Origin of the sequence: Actinospica durhamensis (genome assembly GCF_018139695.1) — a bacterium.
Taxonomy (GTDB): Bacteria; Actinomycetota; Actinomycetes; order Streptomycetales; family Catenulisporaceae; genus Actinospica; species Actinospica durhamensis.
Map to the genome: position 1 here is coordinate 15691 of NZ_JAGSOG010000014.1, position 19900 is coordinate 35590.

Here is a 19900-nt window from a genome sequence, read left to right on the forward strand (position 1 = left end):
AACGCGAGGCCCGGACAGCGCGGGTGCGAGAATCCAGAGCATGAACGGTACAGCGGCGGTGGCCCGCTTCGACTCCTACGCGCACCTGCCCGCCGAGGTCCTCGACGACGCGCTGGTGCGGATCGAGGCCGACCCGGACGTGCTGCACGGCGCGTGGATCACCGAGGGCGGCTACGCGCTCGCCTCCACCGACGGGTACGGCGGCGACCCGTGCTGGCTGCACGTGGCCGGCCGGCCCGAGGTCGCCGCCGCGCTGCTCGAGGCCGCGATCGCGCACCTGGGCGAGGCCTGCTGCGGCCTGACCGTGCCGCGCGGGGTGGACCTGGCCCGCTGGATCCCGGACGGCGAGCCCGGCGAGTGGGACCTGATGCGCTGCGACCGGGCGCCCGCCGCACAGCCCGGCGAGGACCGGGTGGCCGCGCTCACCGACCTGGCCGCGGTGCAGGCGTTCCTGGACCGGGTCAACCCGCACCACTCGGTGCGCGCGGACCACCGGGAGGTGGAGCGGTGGATGGGCGTGGCGGACGAGGCGGGCGGCGGCCTGCTCGCGGTCGGCGCGTTCACCCGGCGGGTGTCCGGCACCGCGTACCTCGCCTCCATCGCCACCGACGAGCAGGCGCGCGGGCAGGGCCTCGGCGGCGCGGTGACGGCGGCGCTGACCCGACACGCCTTCGCGTCGGGGGACGGTTTGTGCACCCTCGCGCACTACCACCCCAACGACCCGGCGCGCCGCGTCTACCAGCGGCTCGGCTATCGGACGACCCATCAGAACCGGTCCCACGCGCTGCCCCGGCAGGCCGCGGCCGAAGATCGAACCGACGCATAGCAGCGTGGTCGGAGCCACAATGGCCTCATGACCCGAGCCTGGAAGATCGAACCCACCGGTCCGCTGCGCGGCGACGTCACCGTGCGCGGATCGAAGAACGCCGTCACCAAGCACATGGTCGCCGCGATCCTCGGCCAGGGCCCGAGCCGGATCGCCAACGCACCCCGGGTCGGCGACGTCGAGATCACCGCGTCCATGCTGCGCGCGCTCGGCTGCTCGGTCGAGCGGGAGGCGGACACGCTCGTGGTCGAGCGCGGGGAGAAGCTCGCCTCGGCCGTGCCGCAGTCCTTCACCGGCCGCAACCGGATCCCGGTGCTGCTGCTCGGCCCGCTGCTCAACCTCACCGGCGAGGCCTTCGTGCCGCTGGTGGGCGGGGACCGGATCGGGCCGCGCCCGCTGGACTTCCACATCACCGCGCTGACCGCGATGGGCGCGCAGATCACGGTGGACGAGAACGGCATCCACGCCTCCACCCGCCGGCTGCAGGGCACGAAGGTGGCGCTGCCCTACCCGAGCGTGGGCGCGACCGAGTCGGTGATGCTCTCCGCGGTGCTGGCCGAGGGCCGCACGGTGATCTCGAACGCGGCGGTGGAGCCGGAGATCATGGAGCTTGCGCTGTTCCTGCAGCGGATGGGCGCCGGCATCCAGCTCCAGCCGGATCGCAGGATCGTGATCGAGGGCGTGGAGCGGCTGCACGGGGCCGACACCCGGCTCTCCGGCGACCGGCTCGAGGCCTTCAGCTACCTGGTCGCGGGTCTGCTGACGGGTGGTCAGGTGCGGGTGCACGGCTGCGCCCAGGAACGGCTGGTCACCGCGATCGAGACGCTGCGCCGGATGGGCACCCGGTTCGAGATCGGCGAGGAGTACATCACCGCCTCCGCCCCGGACGGCCTGCGCTCGGCCGCCGTGCACACCGACACCCACCCCGGCTTCGCCACCGACTGGCAGCAGCCGCTGCTGGTGCTGATGAGCCAGGCCCGCGGCCTTTCCGTGCTGCACGAGACGGTGTTCGAGAACCGGTTCGTCTACGTCAAGGCCCTGCAGCAGCTCGGCTGCGAGATCGAGCTGTTCCCGATGTGCCTGGGCGGCAACGCCTGCCGCTTCCACGACACCAACCACCTGCACTCCGCCGTCGTACACGGCCCGTCCAAGCTGGTCGGCGCCCAGGTGCACGTCCCCGACGTGCGCACCGGCTACTCCTCCGTCATCGCCGCCTCCATCGCCGACGGCCCGTCCGTGCTGATGGACGTCGAGTCGCTCGAGCGCGGCTACGACGAACCGCTGACCCGGCTGCAGTCACTCGGCATGGCCATCACGGTGGACGAGGCGTTCGAGGAGGCGGGCGAGGACTGAACCGGGCGGCTCGGCGCGCCGCGATCCCGGCGTACAGTGATCAGGTGCTGCAACACGTCACCGCGACCCGCTACGTCACCCCGCTGCGCGAGGGCGGCTCGCTGCCCGGCATCGTCGAGGCGGACGACCTCGGGACCTACGTGGTCAAGTTCCGCGGGGCCGGACAGGGCAGCGCGGCGCTGGTCTCGGAGATCGTGGTCGGGGAACTCGGGCGGCGGCTCGGGGTGCGCGTGCCCGACCTGGTGCTGATCGAGCTCGACGCGGAGATCGGCCGGCGCGAGCCGGACCAGGAGGTGCAGGAGCTGCTGCTGGCGAGCGTCGGGCTGAATCTGGGCATGGACTTCCTGCCCGGCTCGATCGGCTTCGACGGCATGCACTGGCAGCCGCCGGCCGAGGAGGCCGCCCGGATCTACTGGCTGGACGCGCTCACCGGCAACGTCGACCGCACCTGGGCCAATCCCAATACGCTGATCTGGCACCGGAAGCTGTGGGCGATCGACCACGGCGCCGCGCTGGTGTTCCAGCACTCCTGGCCCGCGGTCCCGGCCTGGGCCGCGCGCCGCTACGACCTGTCCAAGCACGTGCTCGGCGGGCAGGTGGGCGCGATGCCGGCGGCCGAGCTCAAGGCGATGGACGAGCAGCTCGCCGACGCGGTGACCCCGGAGATACTCACCGAGGTGCTGGCGCTGGTGCCGGACGAGTTCCTGCTGAAGTTGAATTCCGCCCCCGCGGACGCCTCGGCGGCCGGACTGCGGGAGCGTTACGCCGAGTACCTACTCGCGCGGCGGTCCTCCGACCGCGCCTGGTGGCCGGAGAGTGCGGTATGAGCGCCACGACCAGTGCCAAGGCCGCGGTCCGTCTGCTCGGGTACGACTGCGTCGTGCTGCGCGCGGTGCCCCGACCGGAGCGCGGCGAGCAGGTGAACGTCGGCGCGGTGCTCTACTGCCAGGAGGCCGACTTCCTCGGCGCCGCGGTGTACCTCGACCCGGCCCGGCTGCGCGCGCTCGACCCCGACGTCGACCTCGAACTGCTCAGCGCCGCCCTCGACGGTATCCGCGACGTGTGCGCGGGCGCGCCCTGCGCGGGCGAGGCCGGGGCGGCGAACCTGCGCAACCGGTTCGGCTGGCTCAGCGCCCCGCGCAGCACGGTGCTCCAGCCCGGGCCCATCCACGGCGGGCTGACGGCCGATCCGGGCGCGGAGCTCGAGCGGCTGATGAACCGCATGGTGCGCTGATCCCGTCCCGTCCCGCTCGGTTGCTCGACGCTCGGTAGCTCGGCGCTCGGTTGCTCAGTGCTCGGTAGACCGGCGCTCGGCTACTCGGCCACGGGTGGAACGGCCGCCGCGCCGGGAGACGCGCGGCGCGGCGGCCTGATCAGGGTGCTGTTTCTTTGCCTCCGGCCTACCTCGGCGCGTAGTCCGCGATCACCGGCAGCGCGGTGTCGTTGTAGTCGAACATCGCCTGGTTCTCCCAGCCGTCACCCGAGGTCGGGTCGGTCGGGTCCCAGCCGTTGCCGGGGACCACGGTCCAGGTCGGCTCCCAGTAGAACGCGCCGAGGCCGAGCCCGTCCGGCACCGCCTGCACGATGCTGAGGGTGTCGCGGAACATCGCCTCCTGCCCGGCCGGGGTGGCCGGGTAGCCGGTCTCCAGCTCGCTCGCGGTGCTGAAGCTGAGCGAGGCGGTCGGGTCGCCGCTGTCGAGGGTCCACGGGTACGCGGTCTCGGCCAGGATGATCGGCTTGCCGTAGCGCGTGGCGGTGCTGTCGAGCGTGCTCTGCAGCTCGTCCAGGTAACCGTGCCAGTAGGAGTAGTACGACAGGGCAATGACGTCGAAGGGCACGCCCTGCGCGATCGCGTTGTCGTAGAACCACTCCACGCCGCTGAAGTCCGCCGCGTTGGCGATGTGCAGGGCGATCTTCGTGTACGGATCCGCGCTCTTGACCCCCGCGATGGCGGACTTGAGCAGCGCGCCGAAGGTCGGCCAAGCGCTGTCGGAGCCGTAGTTGAGGCCGGTCGGCCAGAGGAACCCGCCGTTGACCTCGTTGCCGGTCTGGACCATGTCCGGCGGGGTGCCCTGCCTGACCATGTCGCCCACGACCTTCGCCGAGTACGTGTACAGCGCCGTCTCGAGCTGGCTGAGCGAGTCGTTCGCCCAGGCGGCCGGGACGGTCTGATGGCCGGGGTCGGTCCAGGTGTCGGAGTAGTGGAAGTCCAGGAAGATCTTCATATGGTGCGCCTTGGCCTGCTTGGCGCCCTCGAGTAGCTGCTGCTCGTCGTCGAAGCCGTCGACCGGGTTGACCCACACGCGCAGCCGGGCGTAGTTCATGCCGGCGTCGCCGAGGATGTCGAGGGCGTTCTCCTGCTGACCTGACGCCGTGTAGTACACGCCGCCGTCCTGCTCACTGCGCACCAGGCTGGAGACGTCGCCGCCGCGGATCGGCAGCGAGGCGTAGCCGGGGGTGAGGGTGACCAGGCCGTAGTTGGTCCAGTCGCTCGCCGCGCTGTGCGAGACCAGGTGGATCACGGCCTCGTGCCCGACCACGTGCACCGAGGTGACGATGTTGAGCCAGCTGCCGTCCGAGATCACCGGCACGTCGGTGCGGTTGCGGTTCGGCCCGGAGTCCAGCTCGATGTAGTTCGCGGTGTCCCCGCCGCCGGAGCGGACGTAGACGCCGAGGGTGTAGTCGCCGTTGGGCAGGCCGGTGACGCGCTGCCAGGTGTCCACCGAGTAGGCCGTGGCGGACCAGTGCGCCAGCTGGAAGCCGTCACCGTTGTAGCCGTAGGCGGTGGCCTCGGTGAACGAGGCGCCCGCGGTGCCGGTGGTGGTCCAGCCGGTCGGCGTGGCGGTGCCGGTGCCGTCGAGGTCGAAGCCCGGGTTGGCCACCGTGCCCGTGCCCTGCGATACGCCCTGGGCCTGCGCGGAGGCGAGGGTCGGGGACGCGGTCAGGGCCACGACCAGGGCGACGGAGCACCATCGCCGTATGCGCGTATGCGACTTCTTCTTCGTCACTCACACCACTCCCTCAGGGGGGTCGGCCGGCACACCACCGTTGGGACCGTTCCCAACCCCGCGGCAAGATTTACCACCACACGGCGTCAGAGTCGAGATGCAACAGCGGATTTCGCAGCTCACAATTCCGTGAACGCTCCCAGTGCGATCTTCACGGCGAGGCCCGGCTACCCTGGAGCCGTGGCGGGAATCGAGGAGTTCGAGCAGCACCGGCGCTATCTCGGAGCGGTGGCCTACCGCATGCTCGGCTCCGTGTACGACGCGCAGGACGCGGTGCAGGAGGCGTGGCTGCGCTGGAGCGAGGTGGACGCCTCCGCGGTGCACGATCCGCGCGCCTACCTGACCACCGTGGTGACCCGGCTGTGCTACGACCAGCTCGGTTCGGCCCGCGCCCGCCGGGAGGCGTACTACGGCGAATGGCTGCCGGAACCGCTCGTCGACGAGGAGCCGAGCCCGCAGGACCGGGCCGAGCGCGGCGAGGAGATCTCGCTGGCGCTGATGGCGCTGCTGGAGCGGCTGAGCCCGGCCGAGCGGGCGGCGTTCGTGCTGCACGACGTGTTCGGGGTCGGATTCCCGGAGATCGCCGCGACCCTCGAGCGCAGCGAGGCCGCCGTGCGCCAGCTCGCCTCGCGCGCCCGCAAGCAGGTCAAGGACGGCTCGCCGCGCACCTCGGTGGACCGCGCCGCCCACCACCAGGCGGTGCGCGCCTTCACCGACGCGGTCGTCAAGGGCGACATCATCGGCCTGATGAAGGTGCTCGATCCCGAGATCGTCTGGCACGCGGACGGCGGCGGCATCGTGCGCGCCGCGGCCCGGCCGATCGAGGGCGCGGACCGGGTGGCGCGGCTGGTGCTGGGTCTGGCGGCCAAGTTCTGGGATCCGGCCGGGACCATCGCGTTCGTCGAGGTCAACGGGGAGCCCGGCCTCGTCGTTTTCCATCCGGACGGCACCTCGGGCGGCGTCCTCGGCTTCACCGTGGCCGACGGCCTGATCACCGCGGGGTACGTGGTGGCCAACCCGGAAAAGCTCCGGCACCTGCCGCCCGCGCCGACCGGGTGACCGCCGCGCGCCCCGAACCTGCCGCGTGACAGCCTCGTCGCCCGTGTGAGCCAGGTCACCGTCACACTCCGCGCGGCTGTGTCGTCCCCTTCCCGACGACACAACGAGGAGGAACCGACATGACCACGAAGACGACGCGACCCGCCCCGACCGGCCGGATCGTCGTGATCGGCGCCGGATACGCGGGGCTGTGCGCGGCGGCGCGCGCGGGCCGCAGCACCCGGGTGACGCTGATCGCGCCGGAGGAGCGCATCCCGAACCGGATCAGGCAGCACGAGGTCGCGGCCGGGCGCACGGTGCCCAAGCCGCTCATCGCCGACGTGCTGCGCGGCCGGCAGGTCACCCACGTCCAGGCCCGGGTCACCGAGCTGGACCTGGCCGGACGGAAGGTCTTCACCGACACCGGGCGGGCCGTGCCCTACGACACGCTCGTCTACGCGATCGGCAGCCGGACGGCATGGCACGAGGTGCCCGGGGCGCCCGAGCGCGCGTACGGCATGGAGCGGGCGGGCGAGCTGCGCGAGCGGCTGGCCGCGTCCGGCACCGGCCGGGTCGCGGTGGTCGGCGGCGGCGCGACCGGTATCGAGCTCGCGGCCGAGCTCGCCGAGGCCTACCCCGGCCTGCGGGTGCAACTGGTGTGCATGGGCGAGGTCGGCGGCCGGTTCTCCGCGAAGGGCCGCGCGATCGTGCTCGAGGCCTTCGCCCGGCTCGGCGTGGAACTGCACGAGCACCGGCGGGTGACGGCCGTGGACGAGAGCGGCCTGACGACCGATCAGGGCCGGATCGAGGCGGACGTGGTGGCCTGGGCCGGATCCTTCGAGGTCTCACCGCTGGCGAAGGAGGCCGGGCTGGCCGTGACCGAGACCGGCGAGGTGGTGGTGGACACCTACCTGCGCTCCGTCTCCCACCCCGAGGTCTACGCGATCGGCGACGCCGCGGCCGTCACGCTGCCCGGCGTCGGCCGGCTGCGCAAGGCCTGCGCCACCGCCGAGCCGATGGGCGTGTACCTGGGCAAGGCGCTGCGCCGCTCCGCGCAGGGCAAGGGCGAGGCCGAGCCGTTCGAGTACGGATACACCGTGCACTGCCTGAGCCTGGGCCGCCACGCGGGCATGGTCCAGCGCGTCGGCAAGGACGACTCCATGCGCGAGCGCGCCTACGGCGGACGGGTCGGCAAGAGCATCAAGGCCCTGATCGTGTGGGGTGTGGTGGCCATGCTGCGGTTCTAGCGCTGTCGTTCAGTTAACGGCGCTACAGTGCCCTTCATGTCGGCCAGCGAGCAAGACCAGAACGACCCCGAGCCGCCGGAGCGAAAGCCGTCCGGCGGCTCGTACGCTGCACGGATGCTGCGCGGCGTGGGCGGCTGGAGCGGGGTCGTGCGCGGTGCGATCGTCGGGGTCGCGGCGGGCGGGGCGGGGCTCGCGGTGGGCGAGCTCGGCGCGGTCCTGACCGGCGAGGCCAGTTCCCCCGGCGTGGCCGTGGGGCAGTGGGCGATCAGCCTGACGCCGACCTGGCTCGAGCAGTGGGCGATCCGCAACTTCGGCACCCACGACAAGCGCATGCTGCTGCTCGGCGTGTACGTCGTGCTCGCGCTGGTCTCGGCCGCGGCCGGGGTGCTCGCACGCAGACATCTGACCTTGGCCGGCTACGTCGCGGCCGCCTTCGGGGTCGTCGGCATGGTGGTGGCCGTGGCGCGGCCGGACGCGGGCCCGAGCTACCTGTTCCCCTCGCTGCTCGCCGGGATCGCCGCGGTGCTCGTGCTGCGCTGGCTCACGATCCTGTCGTTGCAGGACACCGACGCGGGCGGGGGTCCGGCCGAGCGGCGCCGCTTCCTCGCCAGTCTGGTCGGGACCGCGCTGGTGGCGGCGGTCGGCGGTTTCGGGGCGAAGGCGTGGATCGACTCCCGGTACGACGCGGAGCCGGCCCGGGAGGCGGTGAAGCTGCCGGAGCCGGAGGCGGTGCTGCCCGAGCCGCCCGCCTCGGTGCATCCGAACGTTCCGGGGCTCGGGCCGTTCTTCACCCCGAACGCGCAGTTCTACCGGGTGGACACGGCGCTGACGGTGCCCCAGGTGGACCCGGACACCTGGAAGCTGCGGATCCACGGCATGGTGGACCGGCCGTTCGAGATCACCTTCGAGGAACTGCTCAAGTACGGGTTCGAAGAGCATGACCTCACCCTGACCTGCGTGTCGAACCCGGTGGGCGGCTCGCTCTGCGGCAATGCCCGCTGGCTCGGCACACCGCTGGCCCCGCTGCTGCGCCGGGCCGGAGTGCAGGCGGGCTCTGACATGATCCTGTCCACCTCGACCGACGGTATGACGATCGGCTCGCCGGTGGAGGCGGTGCTCGACGGCCGCCAGGCGATGCTCGCGGTGGCGATGAACGGCGAGGTGCTGCCGATCGAGCACGGATTCCCGTGCCGGATGCTGATCCCGGGCCTGTACGGCTACGTCTCGGCGACGAAGTGGGTCACCGACATCAACCTCACCACCTTCGCCTCGTCCTCGGCGTACTGGACGCAGAACGGCTGGTCTCCGCAGGGCCCGGTCAAGACCGCCTCGCGGATCGACGTCCCGAACGACAACGCCACGGTCTCGGCCGGCAACGTGGTGCTCGCGGGCACGGCCTGGGCCACCCACCGCGGGATCGCGGGCGTCGAGGTGCAGATCGACAGCGGCCCGTGGCAGACCACGGCGCTGGCCACCGCGGACACCCCCGACACCTGGCGGCAGTGGTCCTACACCTGGGCCGGCGCGACCTCCGGCAACCACACGGTGAAGGTCCGCGCCACCGACGGCACCGGCATGCTGCAGACCTCGGCGGTGCAGGACGTGGTGCCGGACGGCGCGACCGGCTATCACACGATCAACGTCCAGGTGTCCTGAACGCGGGCGGCCGGGGCGCGGTGTGCTCGTGCGATGATCGGTTCATGCCTGCGCTCCCCCGCCTGATCGCCACCGACCTCGACGGCACCCTGCTCGACGACCGGCGCGAGCTCACCGCGCGCACGGTCGCCGCGGTGCGCGCGGCCGTGGCCCTCGGCGTCGAGGTCGTGCTGGTCACCGCACGGCCGCCGCGCACCGTCGCGCCGCTGGTGGCGCGCCTCGGCGGCGGCGTGGAGGCGTTGTGCGGCAACGGCACGCTGCTGGCCGAATACTCCCTCGACGGCACGTGGCGCAGCACGCGGATCAAGACCTTCGACCCGGCCGAGGCGTCCCGGATCGTCGAACAGCTGCGCCCGGTGCTGCCGGACGCCGGATTCGCGCTGGAGACCGGTGACGAGGTGATCTTCGAGGCGGCGTTCGGCCTCGGCGCGGTCACCGATGAACGCAGGGTGCTGACGGAGGATCTGCTCGGCACGATCGCGGCTTCCGGCCCCAGCATCAAGGTGCTGGCCCGGGCCTGGGAGCGCAGCGCGGACGCGATGGTGGAACTCGCCGAGCGGACGCTCACGGTGGACGCGGAGATCTCGCACTCGGGCGGACGCGGCCTGCTGGAGATCGCGCCGCCCGGCGCGTCGAAGGCGAGCGGCCTGGCCTGGCTGTGCGCCCGCCGCGGGATCGAGGCGGCGCAGGTGGTGGCGTTCGGCGACATGCCCAACGACCTGCCGATGCTGCGCTGGGCCGGAGTCGGCCACGCCGTCGCCAACGCGCACCCCGAGGTCCTCGCCGCGGCCGACCGCGTGGTCGGCCACCATGCCGAGGAGGGGGTGGCCGCCGCGCTCGAGGACCTGCTCGCGGGCGCCCGCGTGACCGGCTGACGCGGTTGACGCGGCTGACACACCGACCGAGCTGACCCACCGAGCTGACGCACCGCCAGACCCGGGCGCACGCCGCGGCTCCCGCGCACCCGGTGCACGGGATTCTCATCCAGGCCTCAGCCGCTTCTCATGCACCGCCGCGCCGCGATCCCTACCTTCAGCGGTGTTCCCCTTCTCGCCGCCCGAGGCTCACAAAGCCTCGGGCGGCATGTGCTTTCCCACCGCTCTCCCGCGGCCGTCCGCGCACGCGATCCCCCCGCCGTCTCAACCCCGCTCGCTATGCTTGACGCGACTCGGGGCGGGCATTACCGTAACCCCGAAAAGTAAGGAAACTTTCCTTATTAGAGAGGTGCGATGGACCAGGTACCGGGGACCCCGAGCCTGCTGCGGGCGATCAACGACCGCACCGCGCTGCAGCTGCTCAGCGAGCAGGGCCCGCTCACCCGTGCGCGGCTCGGCGCCCTGACCGGACTGTCCAAGCCCACCGCCACCCAGCTGATGGACCGGCTCGAGGCGGCCGGCCTGGTCGAGGCGCTGCCCGGCGAGGGCCGCAACGCCCGGCTCTACCGGGTCAGGCCCGGCGCCGCGTACGTCGCCGGACTCGACGTCACACCGGCGAACATCAGGGTGCGGGTGTGCGACCTGACCGGACAGGCCATCGCGCAGACCACGCTGGCCACGCCGCGGCGTGAGGTCAAGGACGCCCTCGAGCGTATCCGCGAGGCGCTCACCGCGGCGTGCGCGCAGGGCGGGATCGACACGGCGCAGCTCAACCGGGTCGTGGTCGGCCTCGGCGGCGCGCCGGATCCGCACACCGGCCGGATCGGCTACGCCCGGCACCTGCCCGGCTGGCACGACCCGAACCTGCTCCAGCGGCTGCGCACGGAGCTGACCGGGCCCGGCCGGCCGAACCCGGCGGTGGAGATCGAGAACGACGTGAACCTGGCCGCGGTGGCCGAGCAGACCCGCGGCGTGGTGCGCCGCGACGCCCCGCTGGCCTGCCGCGATTTCGCGGTGCTGTGGATAGGCGAGGGCATCGGCGCGGCCGTGGTCATCGACGGCCGGCTGCACCGCGGCTTCACCGGCGGCGCGGGCGAGATCGGCTACATGCCGGTCTCCGGCCTGCCCCCGGTGCGCAACATCAGCCGCGGCAACACCGGCGGCTTCCAGAACCTGGCCGGCGCGCCCGCGGTGCTGAAACTGGCCAGGGCCAAGGGTTTCCCCGGCTCGGACGCGGCGGCCGCGCTGCGCCGGGCCGCGGCCTCCGGCTCGGTCGGCACCCCGCTGCTGACCGAGGTCGCCGACCGGCTCGCGGTGGGGCTCGCCCCGCTGGTGGCGGTGCTCGACCCGGAACTGATCGTGCTGACCGGCGCGATGCTGCAGGCCGGCGGCGAGGTACTGCGCGAGCTGATCGCCGACGCGCTCTACGGGATGGTCATCCCGCGCCCCCGTCTTGTGCTCTCCGAGGTGCCCGAGGACCCGGTGCTCACCGGCGCGATCGAGGCCGCCCTGGCCGAGACCAAGCAAGAACTCTTCGACCACACCCGCAAGGGCCGAGGACTGTAAGGACCATCATGAAGCTCGCCATCATCGGCGGCGGCTCCACCTACACCCCCGAGCTCGTCGACGGCTTCGCCCGCCTGCGCGAGCAGCTCCCGGTGGAACAGCTGGCGCTGATCGACCCGGACCCGCAACGACTCGAGGCCGTGGGCGCGGTATCCCGGCGCATCCTGGCCAAGCAGGGCCATCCCGGGCAGGTGCTCGCCACCTCCAACGTGGCCGAGGGCCTCGAGGGCGCCGACGCCGTGCTCTTCCAGCTGCGCGTGGGCGGCCAGGCCGCCCGCAACGTGGACGAGACGCTGCCGCTCGACTTCTGCTGCGTCGGCCAGGAGACCACCGGCGCCGGCGGCCTGGCCAAGGCGCTGCGCACGGTACCGGTCGTGCTCGACCTGGCCGAACAGGTGCGCAGGTACGCCCCGCACGCGCGGATCGTGGACTTCACCAACCCGGTGGGCATCGTCACCCGTGCCCTGCTCGACGCCGGGCACGACGCGGTGGGCCTGTGCAACGTGGCGATCGGCTTCCAGCGCCGCTTCGCCGCGAGCGCCGGGGTGGCGCCCGGCGCGGTGCAGCTCGACCACGTCGGCCTCAACCACCTGACCTGGATCAGGGGCGTGCGGATCGCGGGCGAGGAGGCGCTGCCCGAGATCATCGAGAATCAGGGCGAGGAGATATCCGGGGACCTGGAGATGCCCGCCCAGGTGCTGCGCGACCTGAACGCGATCCCGTCGTACTACCTGCGCTACTACTACGAGCACGACGCCGTGGTGCGCGAGCTGCGTGAGAGCGAGTCGCGGGCGCAGCAGGTCGCCGACATGGAGCGCCGGCTGCTCGAGATGTACCTCGACCCGTCCGTGGACACCAAGCCCGAGCTGCTGGCCAAGCGCGGCGGCGCGTTCTACTCCGAGGCCGCGGTGGAGCTGATCGCCTCGCTCACCAAGCCCGCGGGCGAGGCCGACGTGCGCGTGGTCAACCTGCGCAACCGGGGCACCCTGCCCTTCCTCGACGACGACGCGGTGATCGAGGTCTCCGCGAAGGTCGGGGCCGACGGGATCGAGGCGCTGCCGCAGCGGCCGCTGCCCGCGCACATGCGGGGCCTGATCGCGCACGTGAGCGCGTACGAGGAGCTGGCCCTTGACGCGGCGCTCCACGGCGGCCGGGACCGGGTGGTCCAGGCGCTGCTCGCGCATCCGCTGATCGGCCAGTACGACCTCGCCAACCGCCTCGGCGACGCCCTGATCGCCGCGAACCGGCGGCACCTGCCCTGGGCCGGGGAACGTTGAGCACCGCGACCCCCGCCGGAAGCACGACGCTGGCGGGCCGGCCCCTTCCGGCGGGCACGATCCTGGCCGTGGACGGCGGCAACAGCAAGACCGACGTGCTGCTGGCCACCGAGACCGGACAGGTGCTCGCCACCGCGCGGGTCGGCCCGTTCACGCCGCAGGCCAGCGGCGTGGCCACGGCCGTGGACGTGGTGGCCGAGGCGGTCGGGCAACTGCGCACCGCGCTCGATCTGCCCGCGGCCGGCCCGCTGGCCCGGCACCTGTCCGCGTTCGTGGCCGGAGCCGACCTGCCGCAGGAGGAGGAGGCGCTGGCCGAGGCCTTCACCGCTCGCGGCTGGGCCGAGAGCGTCGAGGTCGGCAACGATTCGTTCGCGCTGCTGCGCGCCGGGGCCAGCCGGCCCTGGGGCGTCGCCGTGGTCTGCGGCGCCGGGATCAACTGTGTGGGCATCGGTCCGGACGGCCGGCGTGCCCGCTACCCGGCGCTGGGCGAGCTCACCGGCGACTGGGGCGGCGGCTCGGGGCTCGGGCGCACGGCGCTGTGGTCGGCGGTGCGCGGCGAGGACGGCCGTGGCCCGCGCACCGCGCTCACCGAGGCCGTGGCCGCGCACTTCGCCGTCGCGACCGCGCTGGACGTCGCCCTCGGCATCCATCTGGGCGCGATCCCGGAGGAACGCATCCACGAGCTCTCCCCCCTGCTGCTGCGGGTGGCCACTCAGGGCGACGCGACGGCGCTGGGGTTCGTGGAACGTCAGGCCTCGGAGATCGTGGTCTGGGCCAAGGTCGCGCTGGAACGGCTCGACCTGCTCGGCCGGGAGACCGAGGTCGTGCTCGGCGGCGGCGTGCTCCGCGCCGCGGAGCCGGTCCTGATGGACCGCGTGCACGCCCTCGCCGCCGCCCAGATCCCGGCCGCGCGCCTGGTCGTACCCGCGCAGCGCCCCATCCACGGCGCGCTGCTGCTGGGCCTGGACCGCCTCGGCCTCGCCGTCACCGACGGCTGAGTCCGGCGGCGCGCGCGTACGGCACCTGCGTACCGCGCGTCCGTCCGGCAGCGGTCCACCTGCTTCAAGTCCGCTCGCCGAGCCCGGCGGGTGAATCCGTCCACTGACGGCGTCGCCCGCCTCGGCCCACCGTTGCCCACCCGTTATTAATCCTTTGCCCGGGACCGTTGCACAGCTCGTCGGTGGAAGTTAACTTTACTTACACTTCCCCCAGGTCGGGCGGAACACCGGCCGGGCTCCGAACTCCACAGCCACTCAACCCCTTTCCCGAGAGGTCCCCAGGATGAGGCGTACCACCGTAGTCGCCGCCGGCGCCGCGATAGGCCTGGCCGCCACCGCGGCCCTGGCCGGTTGTAGCTCCACCCAGCACGTGGGCGGGAGCTCAGGAGGTTCCAGCACGGGGGCGAGCGCCACTGGTGCGCACAAGCCCGGCGGGGTCGTCACGATCTCGAACGAGCAGGGACAGACCTGGTCCTGCGCGTTCAACCCGTTCAGCCCGTCCTACCAGCTGCAGTCCCTCGGTATGATCTACGAACCTCTGGTGTATGTCGATGCCCTCGACAACCAGAAGGAGACGGACATGCTGGCGACCGGGTACACCTGGAACGCCGACAAGACCCAGATCACCTTCACCGTCCGGCCGGGCGTGACCTGGTCCGACGGCAAGCCCTTCACCGCCGCCGACGTCGCGTTCACCTTCAACCTGCTCAAGCAGGACCCCGCGCTCGACCTCTACTCGCTGTGGTCCGCGGCCGGTCTGACCAGCGCCACCGCCTCCGGCAACACCGCGGTGCTGACGTTCAAGCAGAACGCGCAGACCTACTTCTACAACTTCGCCGACCAGGTCGGCATCGTGCCCGAGCACCTGTGGAGCGAGAAGTCCACCTTCGGCGGCAAGAGCCCGGACCAGTGGTCGGACCCGACCCCGGTCGGCACCGGCCCGTACGAGGTCAACCCGTGCACGGCCAACAACATCCAGTACACCGCCAACCCGCACTACTGGCAGCCGAGCGAGCCGGCCATCCAGAAGGTGGAGTACCCGGCGTACCTGAGCAACGACCCGGCGAACAACGACCTGGCCTCGGGCAAGGACAACTGGGGCAACCAGTTCGTGCCGAACATCCAGAGCTTCTACCTGAGCAAGTCCCCGAGCTACCACACCTGGTCCCCGCCGGTCTCCAACGTCGCGCTCTTCCCGAACCTCAAGCAGGGCGCCACGGCGACCCTGGCCGTGCGTGAGGCGATCTCCTACGCGATCGACCGCACCAAGATCTCCGACATCGGCGAGAACGGGCAGGAGCCGCCGGCCAACCAGTCCGGCATCATCACCCCGACCTTCAGCCAGTACCAGGACGTCGCGAACCTGCAGACCTCGGGCTACGCCACCACCGCGACCAGCGCGAACACCCAGAAGGCCGAGTCGCTGCTGTCCGGCGCCGGGTACTCGCCCGCGCACCCGCTGAACCTGACCGTCATCTCCATCACCGGCTACACCGACTGGGACGCCGACCTCGCCGTCATGAAGAGCGAGCTGGCCGCGATCGGCATCAACCTGACCGTGGACGACGAGACCAACGGCACCTACTTCTCCAACCTGCAGAACGGCACCTTCCAGCTCGCCTACTACGGCGAGACCGGCGGGCCCACCCCGTACACCGAGCTGCGCGAGGAACTGCTCTCGCAGAACAGCGCCCCGATCGGGCAGCCCGCCTCGACCAACTACGAGCGCTACAGCAACCCGGCCGTGGACTCGCTGCTCGACCAGTACGCCACCGCCAGCGCCGCCTCGCAGATCTCGATCATCCAGCAGGTCAGCGACTACATGACCAAGGACCTGCCGATCATCCCGGTGGTCGAGAACGTGGACTGGTTCCAGTACGACGACCAGGACATCAAGGGCTGGCCGACCGCCTCGGACCCCTACGCCCAGCCGGGCCCGGCCATCGTGCCCGACATGGAGCAGGTGCTGCTGCACCTGTACTCCGCGTCCGCGCAGTAGGAACCTCCCAACAACCCGCACCGCCACGCTCAAGCATCCGGGGGCCGCTCGGCCGCCCGCGATCCCGGTAACCCCCGGGACGCGGCGAGCCGACGGCCCCCGGGTCGAGAAAGGGACCGACTGCAGTGAGATTCATCCTGCGCCGGGTGGGCATGTTCGTCTTCACACTCTGGGCCGCGCTCACCCTGAACTTCTTCATCCCGCGCTTCATGCCGGGCAATCCGCTGCAGGACCTGGTCGCCAGGGGCCGAGGAAAGATCTCCGCCCAGGCGATGGCGGACATGCTCGCCTCGTTCGGCTACAAGCAGAACGAGAACGGCTTCCAACAGTACTTCGCCTATCTCGGCAACATGGTCACGGGCAACTGGGGCGTCTCGCTCACCGTCGCCCCCGGCGCCCCGATCAGGGACATGGTGCTCAGCGCCCTGCCCTGGACCCTCGGGCTGATCGGCGTCACCACGATCCTGGCCTTCCTGGCCGGCACCGGCATCGGGATCGCGGCCGGCTGGCGCCGCGGCGGCCTGGTCGACTCGGTGCTGCCGACCACCTTCGTGATCACCACGGCCCTGCCCTACTTCGTCGTCGGCATGCTGCTGATCGAGGTCTTCTCGGTCACCAACCACTGGCTGCCCAACGACTACACCTACGACTACACGATCGTGCCCGGCTTCTCCCCCGGCTTCATCGGCTCGATCCTGCAGCACGCGCTGCTGCCCGCGGCCGCGCTGATGATCACCTCCGTCGGCGGCTGGATCCTGACCATGCGCAACAACATGATCACCACGCTGGCCGAGGACTACATCCGGATGGGCCGGGCCAAGGGCCTGTCGAACCGGAAGATCATGTACGGGTACGCGGCCCGCAACGCGCTGCTGCCCAACCTCTCCGGCTTCGCCATGTCCCTCGGATTCGTGCTCTCCGGCGCGGTCCTGGTCGAGTGGGTGTTCAACTACCAGGGCGTCGGCTACCTGCTGCTCGACGCGGTGGACAGCGCGGACTACCCGCTGATGCAGGCGCTGTTCCTGCTCTACACCGTCGCGGTGCTTGTGGCCATCCTGGCCTCCGACTTCCTGATGCTGCGCCTCGATCCGCGCGCCCGGGCGAAGGGATAAGGGCCGTGAAATTCCTCAGGTCCCTGCTGCACAACCGCAAGGCCGTGGCCGGCCTGCTGATCCTGCTGCTGATCGTGCTGATGTCCTACGTGCCCGGCCTGTTCACCTCGAACAGCAACCCGGACACGCTCGGCCAGTACGACCCGCAGCTGCCGATCTCCACCGCGCACCTGCTCGGCACCACCGGGCTCGGCCAGGACACGTACTCGCTGCTCGTCTACGGCGCCCGCCAGTCGCTGCAGATCGCGGTCATCGCCGGGTTCTTCGCCACCGTGCTCTCCGTCCTCGTCGGCGTGACCGCGGCGTACCTCGGCGGCGTCGTGGACGACCTGCTGTCCATGCTCACCAACGTCGTGCTGATCATCCCGACCTTCCCGCTGATCGTCATCCTGGCGAAGTACGCGGGCCAGTCCAACACCGTGATGATCGCCGTGCTGGTCGCCACCGGCTGGTCCTACGGCGCGAACCAGCTGCGCGCCCAGGCGCTGTCCCTGCGCAACCGGGAGTTCCTCGAGTCCGCCCGGGTACGCGGCGAGCGGCGCTCCTACATCATCTGCTTCGAGATGCTCCCCACCATGAGCTCGCTGATCGTGGCCAACTTCCTGGGCGCCGCGCTCTACTCCGTCGGCGCCGCCGCGGGCCTGCAGTTCCTCGGCCTCGGCGACCAGAGCCACGACAGCTGGGGCCAGATGCTCTACTGGGCCCAGAACCGCGAGGCGCTGGAGGCCGGCTCGCCGCTGTGGGCCATCGCGCCCGGCGTCGCCATCGCGGTCCTCGGCGCCTCCTTCGCGCTGATCAACTACGCCTTCGACGAGATCGGCAACCCCGCGCTGCGCCCGGTGCGGCGCAAGGACCTGCGCGCCGCCGCCAAGGCCGAGAAGCTCCGCAAGGAAGGAACCGACCATGCCCTCGTCGACGCTGCTTGAGGTCAGGGACCTGCGCGTGGTCTACGACTCCCCGCGCGGCCCGGTCGAGGCGTGCTCCGCGGTGAACCTGGACGTGCGCGACGGTGAGTTCGTCGGCGTCGTCGGCGAGTCCGGCTGCGGCAAGTCCACCCTGCTGTTCGCCATCGCCCAGCTGCTGAGCCCGCCGGCGCGGGTGGCCGAGGGAACGGTCGGCTTCCACGGCCGCAACCTCGTCACCATGACCGAGAAGGAACTCAACGCCCTGCGCTGGAAGGACTACTCGGTCGTCATGCAGAGCGCGATGAACGCGCTCAACCCGGTCACCTCCATCGGCGCCCAGTTCAAGGACGCCATCGCCGCGCACGAGTCGTGGAGCAGGCAGCAGATCCAGGAGCGCTCGGTCGAGGTGATGCGGCTCGTCGGCATCGACCCGATCCACCTGCGCAGCTTCCCGCACCAGCTGTCCGGCGGCATGCGCCAGCGCGCGATGATCGCGATGGCGCTGCTGTTCACCCCCGACCTGATCATCATGGACGAGCCGACCTCGGCGCTGGACGTGGTGGCGCAGCGCTCGCTGATGGTGCAGATCAAGGAGCTGCAGCAGCTGCTCGGCTTCGCGGTCATCTTCGTCACCCACGACATGTCGCTGGTCAGCCACTTCTCCGACCGGCTGCTGGTGATGTACGCGGGCCAGGTGGTCGAGGCCGGCCCGACCCGCACCGTGTTCGACAGCCCGTCGCACCCCTACAGCGAGGGCCTGCTCAACGCGTTCCCCTCCATCCGCGGCCCGAAGGTCCCGCTCACCGGCATCCCCGGCGCGCCGCCCAACCTGGCCGACCTGCCCTCCGGCTGCCGGTTCCACCCGCGCTGCCCGAAGGTCATGGACCGCTGTCACACCGAGGCACCCGAGCTCTACCCCGTCGGCGAGGTGCTCTCCCGTTGTCTGCTGCACCAGGGAAGCGAGGCGGCGTCATGAGCCCGACCACGGAGAACGCGGCCGTGCCCGAGGCCGCGGTCGCGGCCGCCAAGCCCCCGCTGCTCGAGACCGTCCATCTCTCCCGCCACTTCCGCGTCGGCGGCGGCCTGCTCTCCCGGGCCCACCTGCACGCGGTCGACGACGTCAGCATGACCATCCGCGAACGCGAGATCGTCGCGCTGGTCGGCGAGAGCGGCAGCGGCAAGTCCACCATGGCCCGCCTGCTCGCCCAGGTCTACAAGCCGACCAGCGGCGAGATCCGGTTCCAGGGCAGGTCGCTGGCCGACCTGCACGGCCGCCGCGACCAGCTGCGCTACCGCAGCGACGTGCCGATGGTCTTCCAGGACCCGTTCGCCTCGCTCAACCCGGTGTACAAGGTCGCCCACGGCATCATGCGCGGCCTCAAGCTGCACCGCCCCGACCTGAAGGACGCCGAGCAGCGCCACGCCGAGGCCGTGCGGGTGGTGGAGGCGGTGGGCCTGCGGCCCGGCGCGGAGATCCTGGAGCGCTACCCGTACGAGATGAGCGGCGGCCAGCGCCAGCGCATCGGCTTCGCCCAGGCGCTCGCGTACAGGCCGAAGCTGATCCTGGCCGACGAGCCGGTCTCGATGCTCGACGTCTCCATCCGCATCGGCCTGCTCAACGTGATGGCGCAGCTGCGGGAGAAGGAGGGCGTGTCGTTCCTGTACATCACGCACGACATCGCCAGCGCCCGCTACGTCTCGGACCGCGTCATGGTGATGTACGGCGGCCACGTGGTCGAGTCGGGACCGACCGAGACGGTCCTGGCCGACCCGCAGCACCCGTACACCCAGCTGCTGCTCGAAGCCGTCCCCGACCCGCGCGCCCCGCTCACGGTGACGACGGAGGCCGCCCGCGCCGAACCCCCGGCCGTCATCGACCCCAAGCCCGGCTGCCGCTTCCGCGCCCGCTGCCCCCTCGCGGTGGACGCCTGCGACCAGGTCACCCCCGTGCTTCAGCCGCTGGCGGCGCCCGACCACCAGGCCGCGTGCCACGTCAACGCACCGGGGCCGAGCGCGTCAGCCGCGTCGGCTGTGTCGTAG

The 19900-nt window shown here is 71.6% G+C and carries 17 protein-coding genes; 16 read left to right on the forward strand and 1 reads right to left on the reverse strand.

Annotated elements, in window-relative coordinates:
- The first annotated feature begins 40 nt into the window (after positions 1-40).
- The 4 genes from KDL01_RS05165 to KDL01_RS05180 are packed head-to-tail and all read left to right on the forward strand — an operon-like array spanning position 41 to position 3413.
- The gene (locus KDL01_RS05165; RefSeq protein WP_212527163.1) at positions 41-826 is read left to right on the forward strand and encodes a GNAT family N-acetyltransferase; all 786 of its coding nucleotides are present in this window, start codon (positions 41-43) and stop codon (positions 824-826) included.
- A gap of 27 nt (positions 827-853) precedes the next feature.
- Complete coding sequence (gene murA / locus KDL01_RS05170; RefSeq protein ID WP_212527164.1) at positions 854-2179, forward strand: UDP-N-acetylglucosamine 1-carboxyvinyltransferase; 1326 nt, start codon at positions 854-856, stop codon at positions 2177-2179.
- A gap of 44 nt (positions 2180-2223) precedes the next feature.
- The gene (locus KDL01_RS05175; RefSeq protein WP_212527165.1) at positions 2224-3006 is read left to right on the forward strand and encodes a HipA family kinase; all 783 of its coding nucleotides are present in this window, start codon (positions 2224-2226) and stop codon (positions 3004-3006) included.
- Positions 3003-3413, forward strand: a complete 411-nt coding sequence (locus KDL01_RS05180; RefSeq protein ID WP_212527166.1) for a DUF3037 domain-containing protein — start codon at positions 3003-3005, stop codon at positions 3411-3413. The genes KDL01_RS05175 and KDL01_RS05180 overlap by 4 nt, the downstream gene beginning before the upstream one ends.
- Before the next feature lie 166 nt (positions 3414-3579).
- On the opposite strand, the gene KDL01_RS45110 is transcribed toward KDL01_RS05180, so the two are convergent.
- Positions 3580-5187: a glycoside hydrolase family 53 protein gene (locus KDL01_RS45110; protein WP_212527167.1), complete on the reverse strand. Its 1608-nt coding sequence runs from the start codon at positions 5185-5187 to the stop codon at positions 3580-3582.
- A 180-nt stretch (positions 5188-5367) separates the two neighbouring features.
- Between KDL01_RS45110 and KDL01_RS05190 the strand changes: the two genes are divergently transcribed.
- From KDL01_RS05190 to KDL01_RS05245, 12 genes are all read left to right on the forward strand, one after another.
- Positions 5368-6246: a sigma-70 family RNA polymerase sigma factor gene (locus KDL01_RS05190; RefSeq protein WP_212527168.1), complete on the forward strand. Its 879-nt coding sequence runs from the start codon at positions 5368-5370 to the stop codon at positions 6244-6246.
- Between the two features lie 119 nt (positions 6247-6365).
- Positions 6366-7472, forward strand: a complete 1107-nt coding sequence (locus KDL01_RS05195; RefSeq protein ID WP_212527169.1) for an NAD(P)/FAD-dependent oxidoreductase — start codon at positions 6366-6368, stop codon at positions 7470-7472.
- Between the two features lie 36 nt (positions 7473-7508).
- On the forward strand, positions 7509-9128 hold the full coding sequence (locus KDL01_RS05200; protein ID WP_246575973.1) for a molybdopterin-dependent oxidoreductase: 1620 nt from the start codon (positions 7509-7511) through the stop codon (positions 9126-9128).
- Between the two features lie 44 nt (positions 9129-9172).
- Positions 9173-10003 carry an HAD family hydrolase gene (locus KDL01_RS05205; protein WP_212527170.1) on the forward strand — a complete coding sequence of 277 codons (831 nt, stop codon included), beginning with the start codon at positions 9173-9175 and terminating at the stop codon, positions 10001-10003.
- 354 nt (positions 10004-10357) lie between these two features.
- Positions 10358-11569, forward strand: coding sequence for an ROK family transcriptional regulator (locus KDL01_RS05210; protein WP_212527171.1), 1212 nt, complete (start codon positions 10358-10360; stop codon positions 11567-11569).
- 8 nt (positions 11570-11577) lie between these two features.
- Positions 11578-12846, forward strand: a complete 1269-nt coding sequence (locus tag KDL01_RS05215; protein ID WP_212527172.1) for a 6-phospho-beta-glucosidase — start codon at positions 11578-11580, stop codon at positions 12844-12846.
- Entirely contained in the window at positions 12843-13844 is a 1002-nt protein-coding gene (locus tag KDL01_RS05220) for an N-acetylglucosamine kinase (protein ID WP_246575974.1), read from the forward strand. Before KDL01_RS05215 ends, KDL01_RS05220 begins: the two co-directional genes overlap by 4 nt.
- Before the next feature lie 283 nt (positions 13845-14127).
- Positions 14128-15843, forward strand: coding sequence for an ABC transporter substrate-binding protein (locus KDL01_RS05225; RefSeq protein ID WP_212527173.1), 1716 nt, complete (start codon positions 14128-14130; stop codon positions 15841-15843).
- A 125-nt stretch (positions 15844-15968) separates the two neighbouring features.
- On the forward strand, positions 15969-16955 hold the full coding sequence (locus KDL01_RS05230) for an ABC transporter permease (protein WP_212527174.1): 987 nt from the start codon (positions 15969-15971) through the stop codon (positions 16953-16955).
- Positions 16956-16960: 5 nt separating this feature from the next.
- Entirely contained in the window at positions 16961-17881 is a 921-nt protein-coding gene (locus KDL01_RS05235; protein ID WP_307846105.1) for an ABC transporter permease, read from the forward strand.
- Entirely contained in the window at positions 17859-18836 is a 978-nt protein-coding gene (locus KDL01_RS05240) for an ABC transporter ATP-binding protein (RefSeq protein WP_212527175.1), read from the forward strand. Before KDL01_RS05235 ends, KDL01_RS05240 begins: the two co-directional genes overlap by 23 nt.
- A complete protein-coding gene (locus KDL01_RS05245) occupies positions 18833-19900 on the forward strand; it encodes an oligopeptide/dipeptide ABC transporter ATP-binding protein (RefSeq protein ID WP_212527176.1) in 1068 nt (355 codons plus the stop codon). Before KDL01_RS05240 ends, KDL01_RS05245 begins: the two co-directional genes overlap by 4 nt.

Bases quoted from the DNA above. Each gene is read 5' to 3' on its own strand.
- KDL01_RS05165 (WP_212527163.1), top strand. From the start codon at position 41: ATGAACGGTACAGCGGCGGTGGCCCGCTTCGACTCCTACGCGCACCTG.
- murA (WP_212527164.1), top strand. From the start codon at position 854: ATGACCCGAGCCTGGAAGATCGAACCCACCGGTCCGCTGCGCGGCGAC.
- KDL01_RS05180 (WP_212527166.1), top strand. From the start codon at position 3,003: ATGAGCGCCACGACCAGTGCCAAGGCCGCGGTCCGTCTGCTCGGGTAC.
- KDL01_RS05195 (WP_212527169.1), top strand. From the start codon at position 6,366: ATGACCACGAAGACGACGCGACCCGCCCCGACCGGCCGGATCGTCGTG.
- KDL01_RS05200 (WP_246575973.1), top strand. From the start codon at position 7,509: ATGTCGGCCAGCGAGCAAGACCAGAACGACCCCGAGCCGCCGGAGCGA.
- KDL01_RS05205 (WP_212527170.1), top strand. From the start codon at position 9,173: ATGCCTGCGCTCCCCCGCCTGATCGCCACCGACCTCGACGGCACCCTG.
- KDL01_RS05210 (WP_212527171.1), top strand. From the start codon at position 10,358: ATGGACCAGGTACCGGGGACCCCGAGCCTGCTGCGGGCGATCAACGAC.
- KDL01_RS05215 (WP_212527172.1), top strand. From the start codon at position 11,578: ATGAAGCTCGCCATCATCGGCGGCGGCTCCACCTACACCCCCGAGCTC.
- KDL01_RS05225 (WP_212527173.1), top strand. From the start codon at position 14,128: ATGAGGCGTACCACCGTAGTCGCCGCCGGCGCCGCGATAGGCCTGGCC.
- KDL01_RS05240 (WP_212527175.1), top strand. From the start codon at position 17,859: ATGCCCTCGTCGACGCTGCTTGAGGTCAGGGACCTGCGCGTGGTCTAC.
- KDL01_RS05245 (WP_212527176.1), top strand. From the start codon at position 18,833: ATGAGCCCGACCACGGAGAACGCGGCCGTGCCCGAGGCCGCGGTCGCG.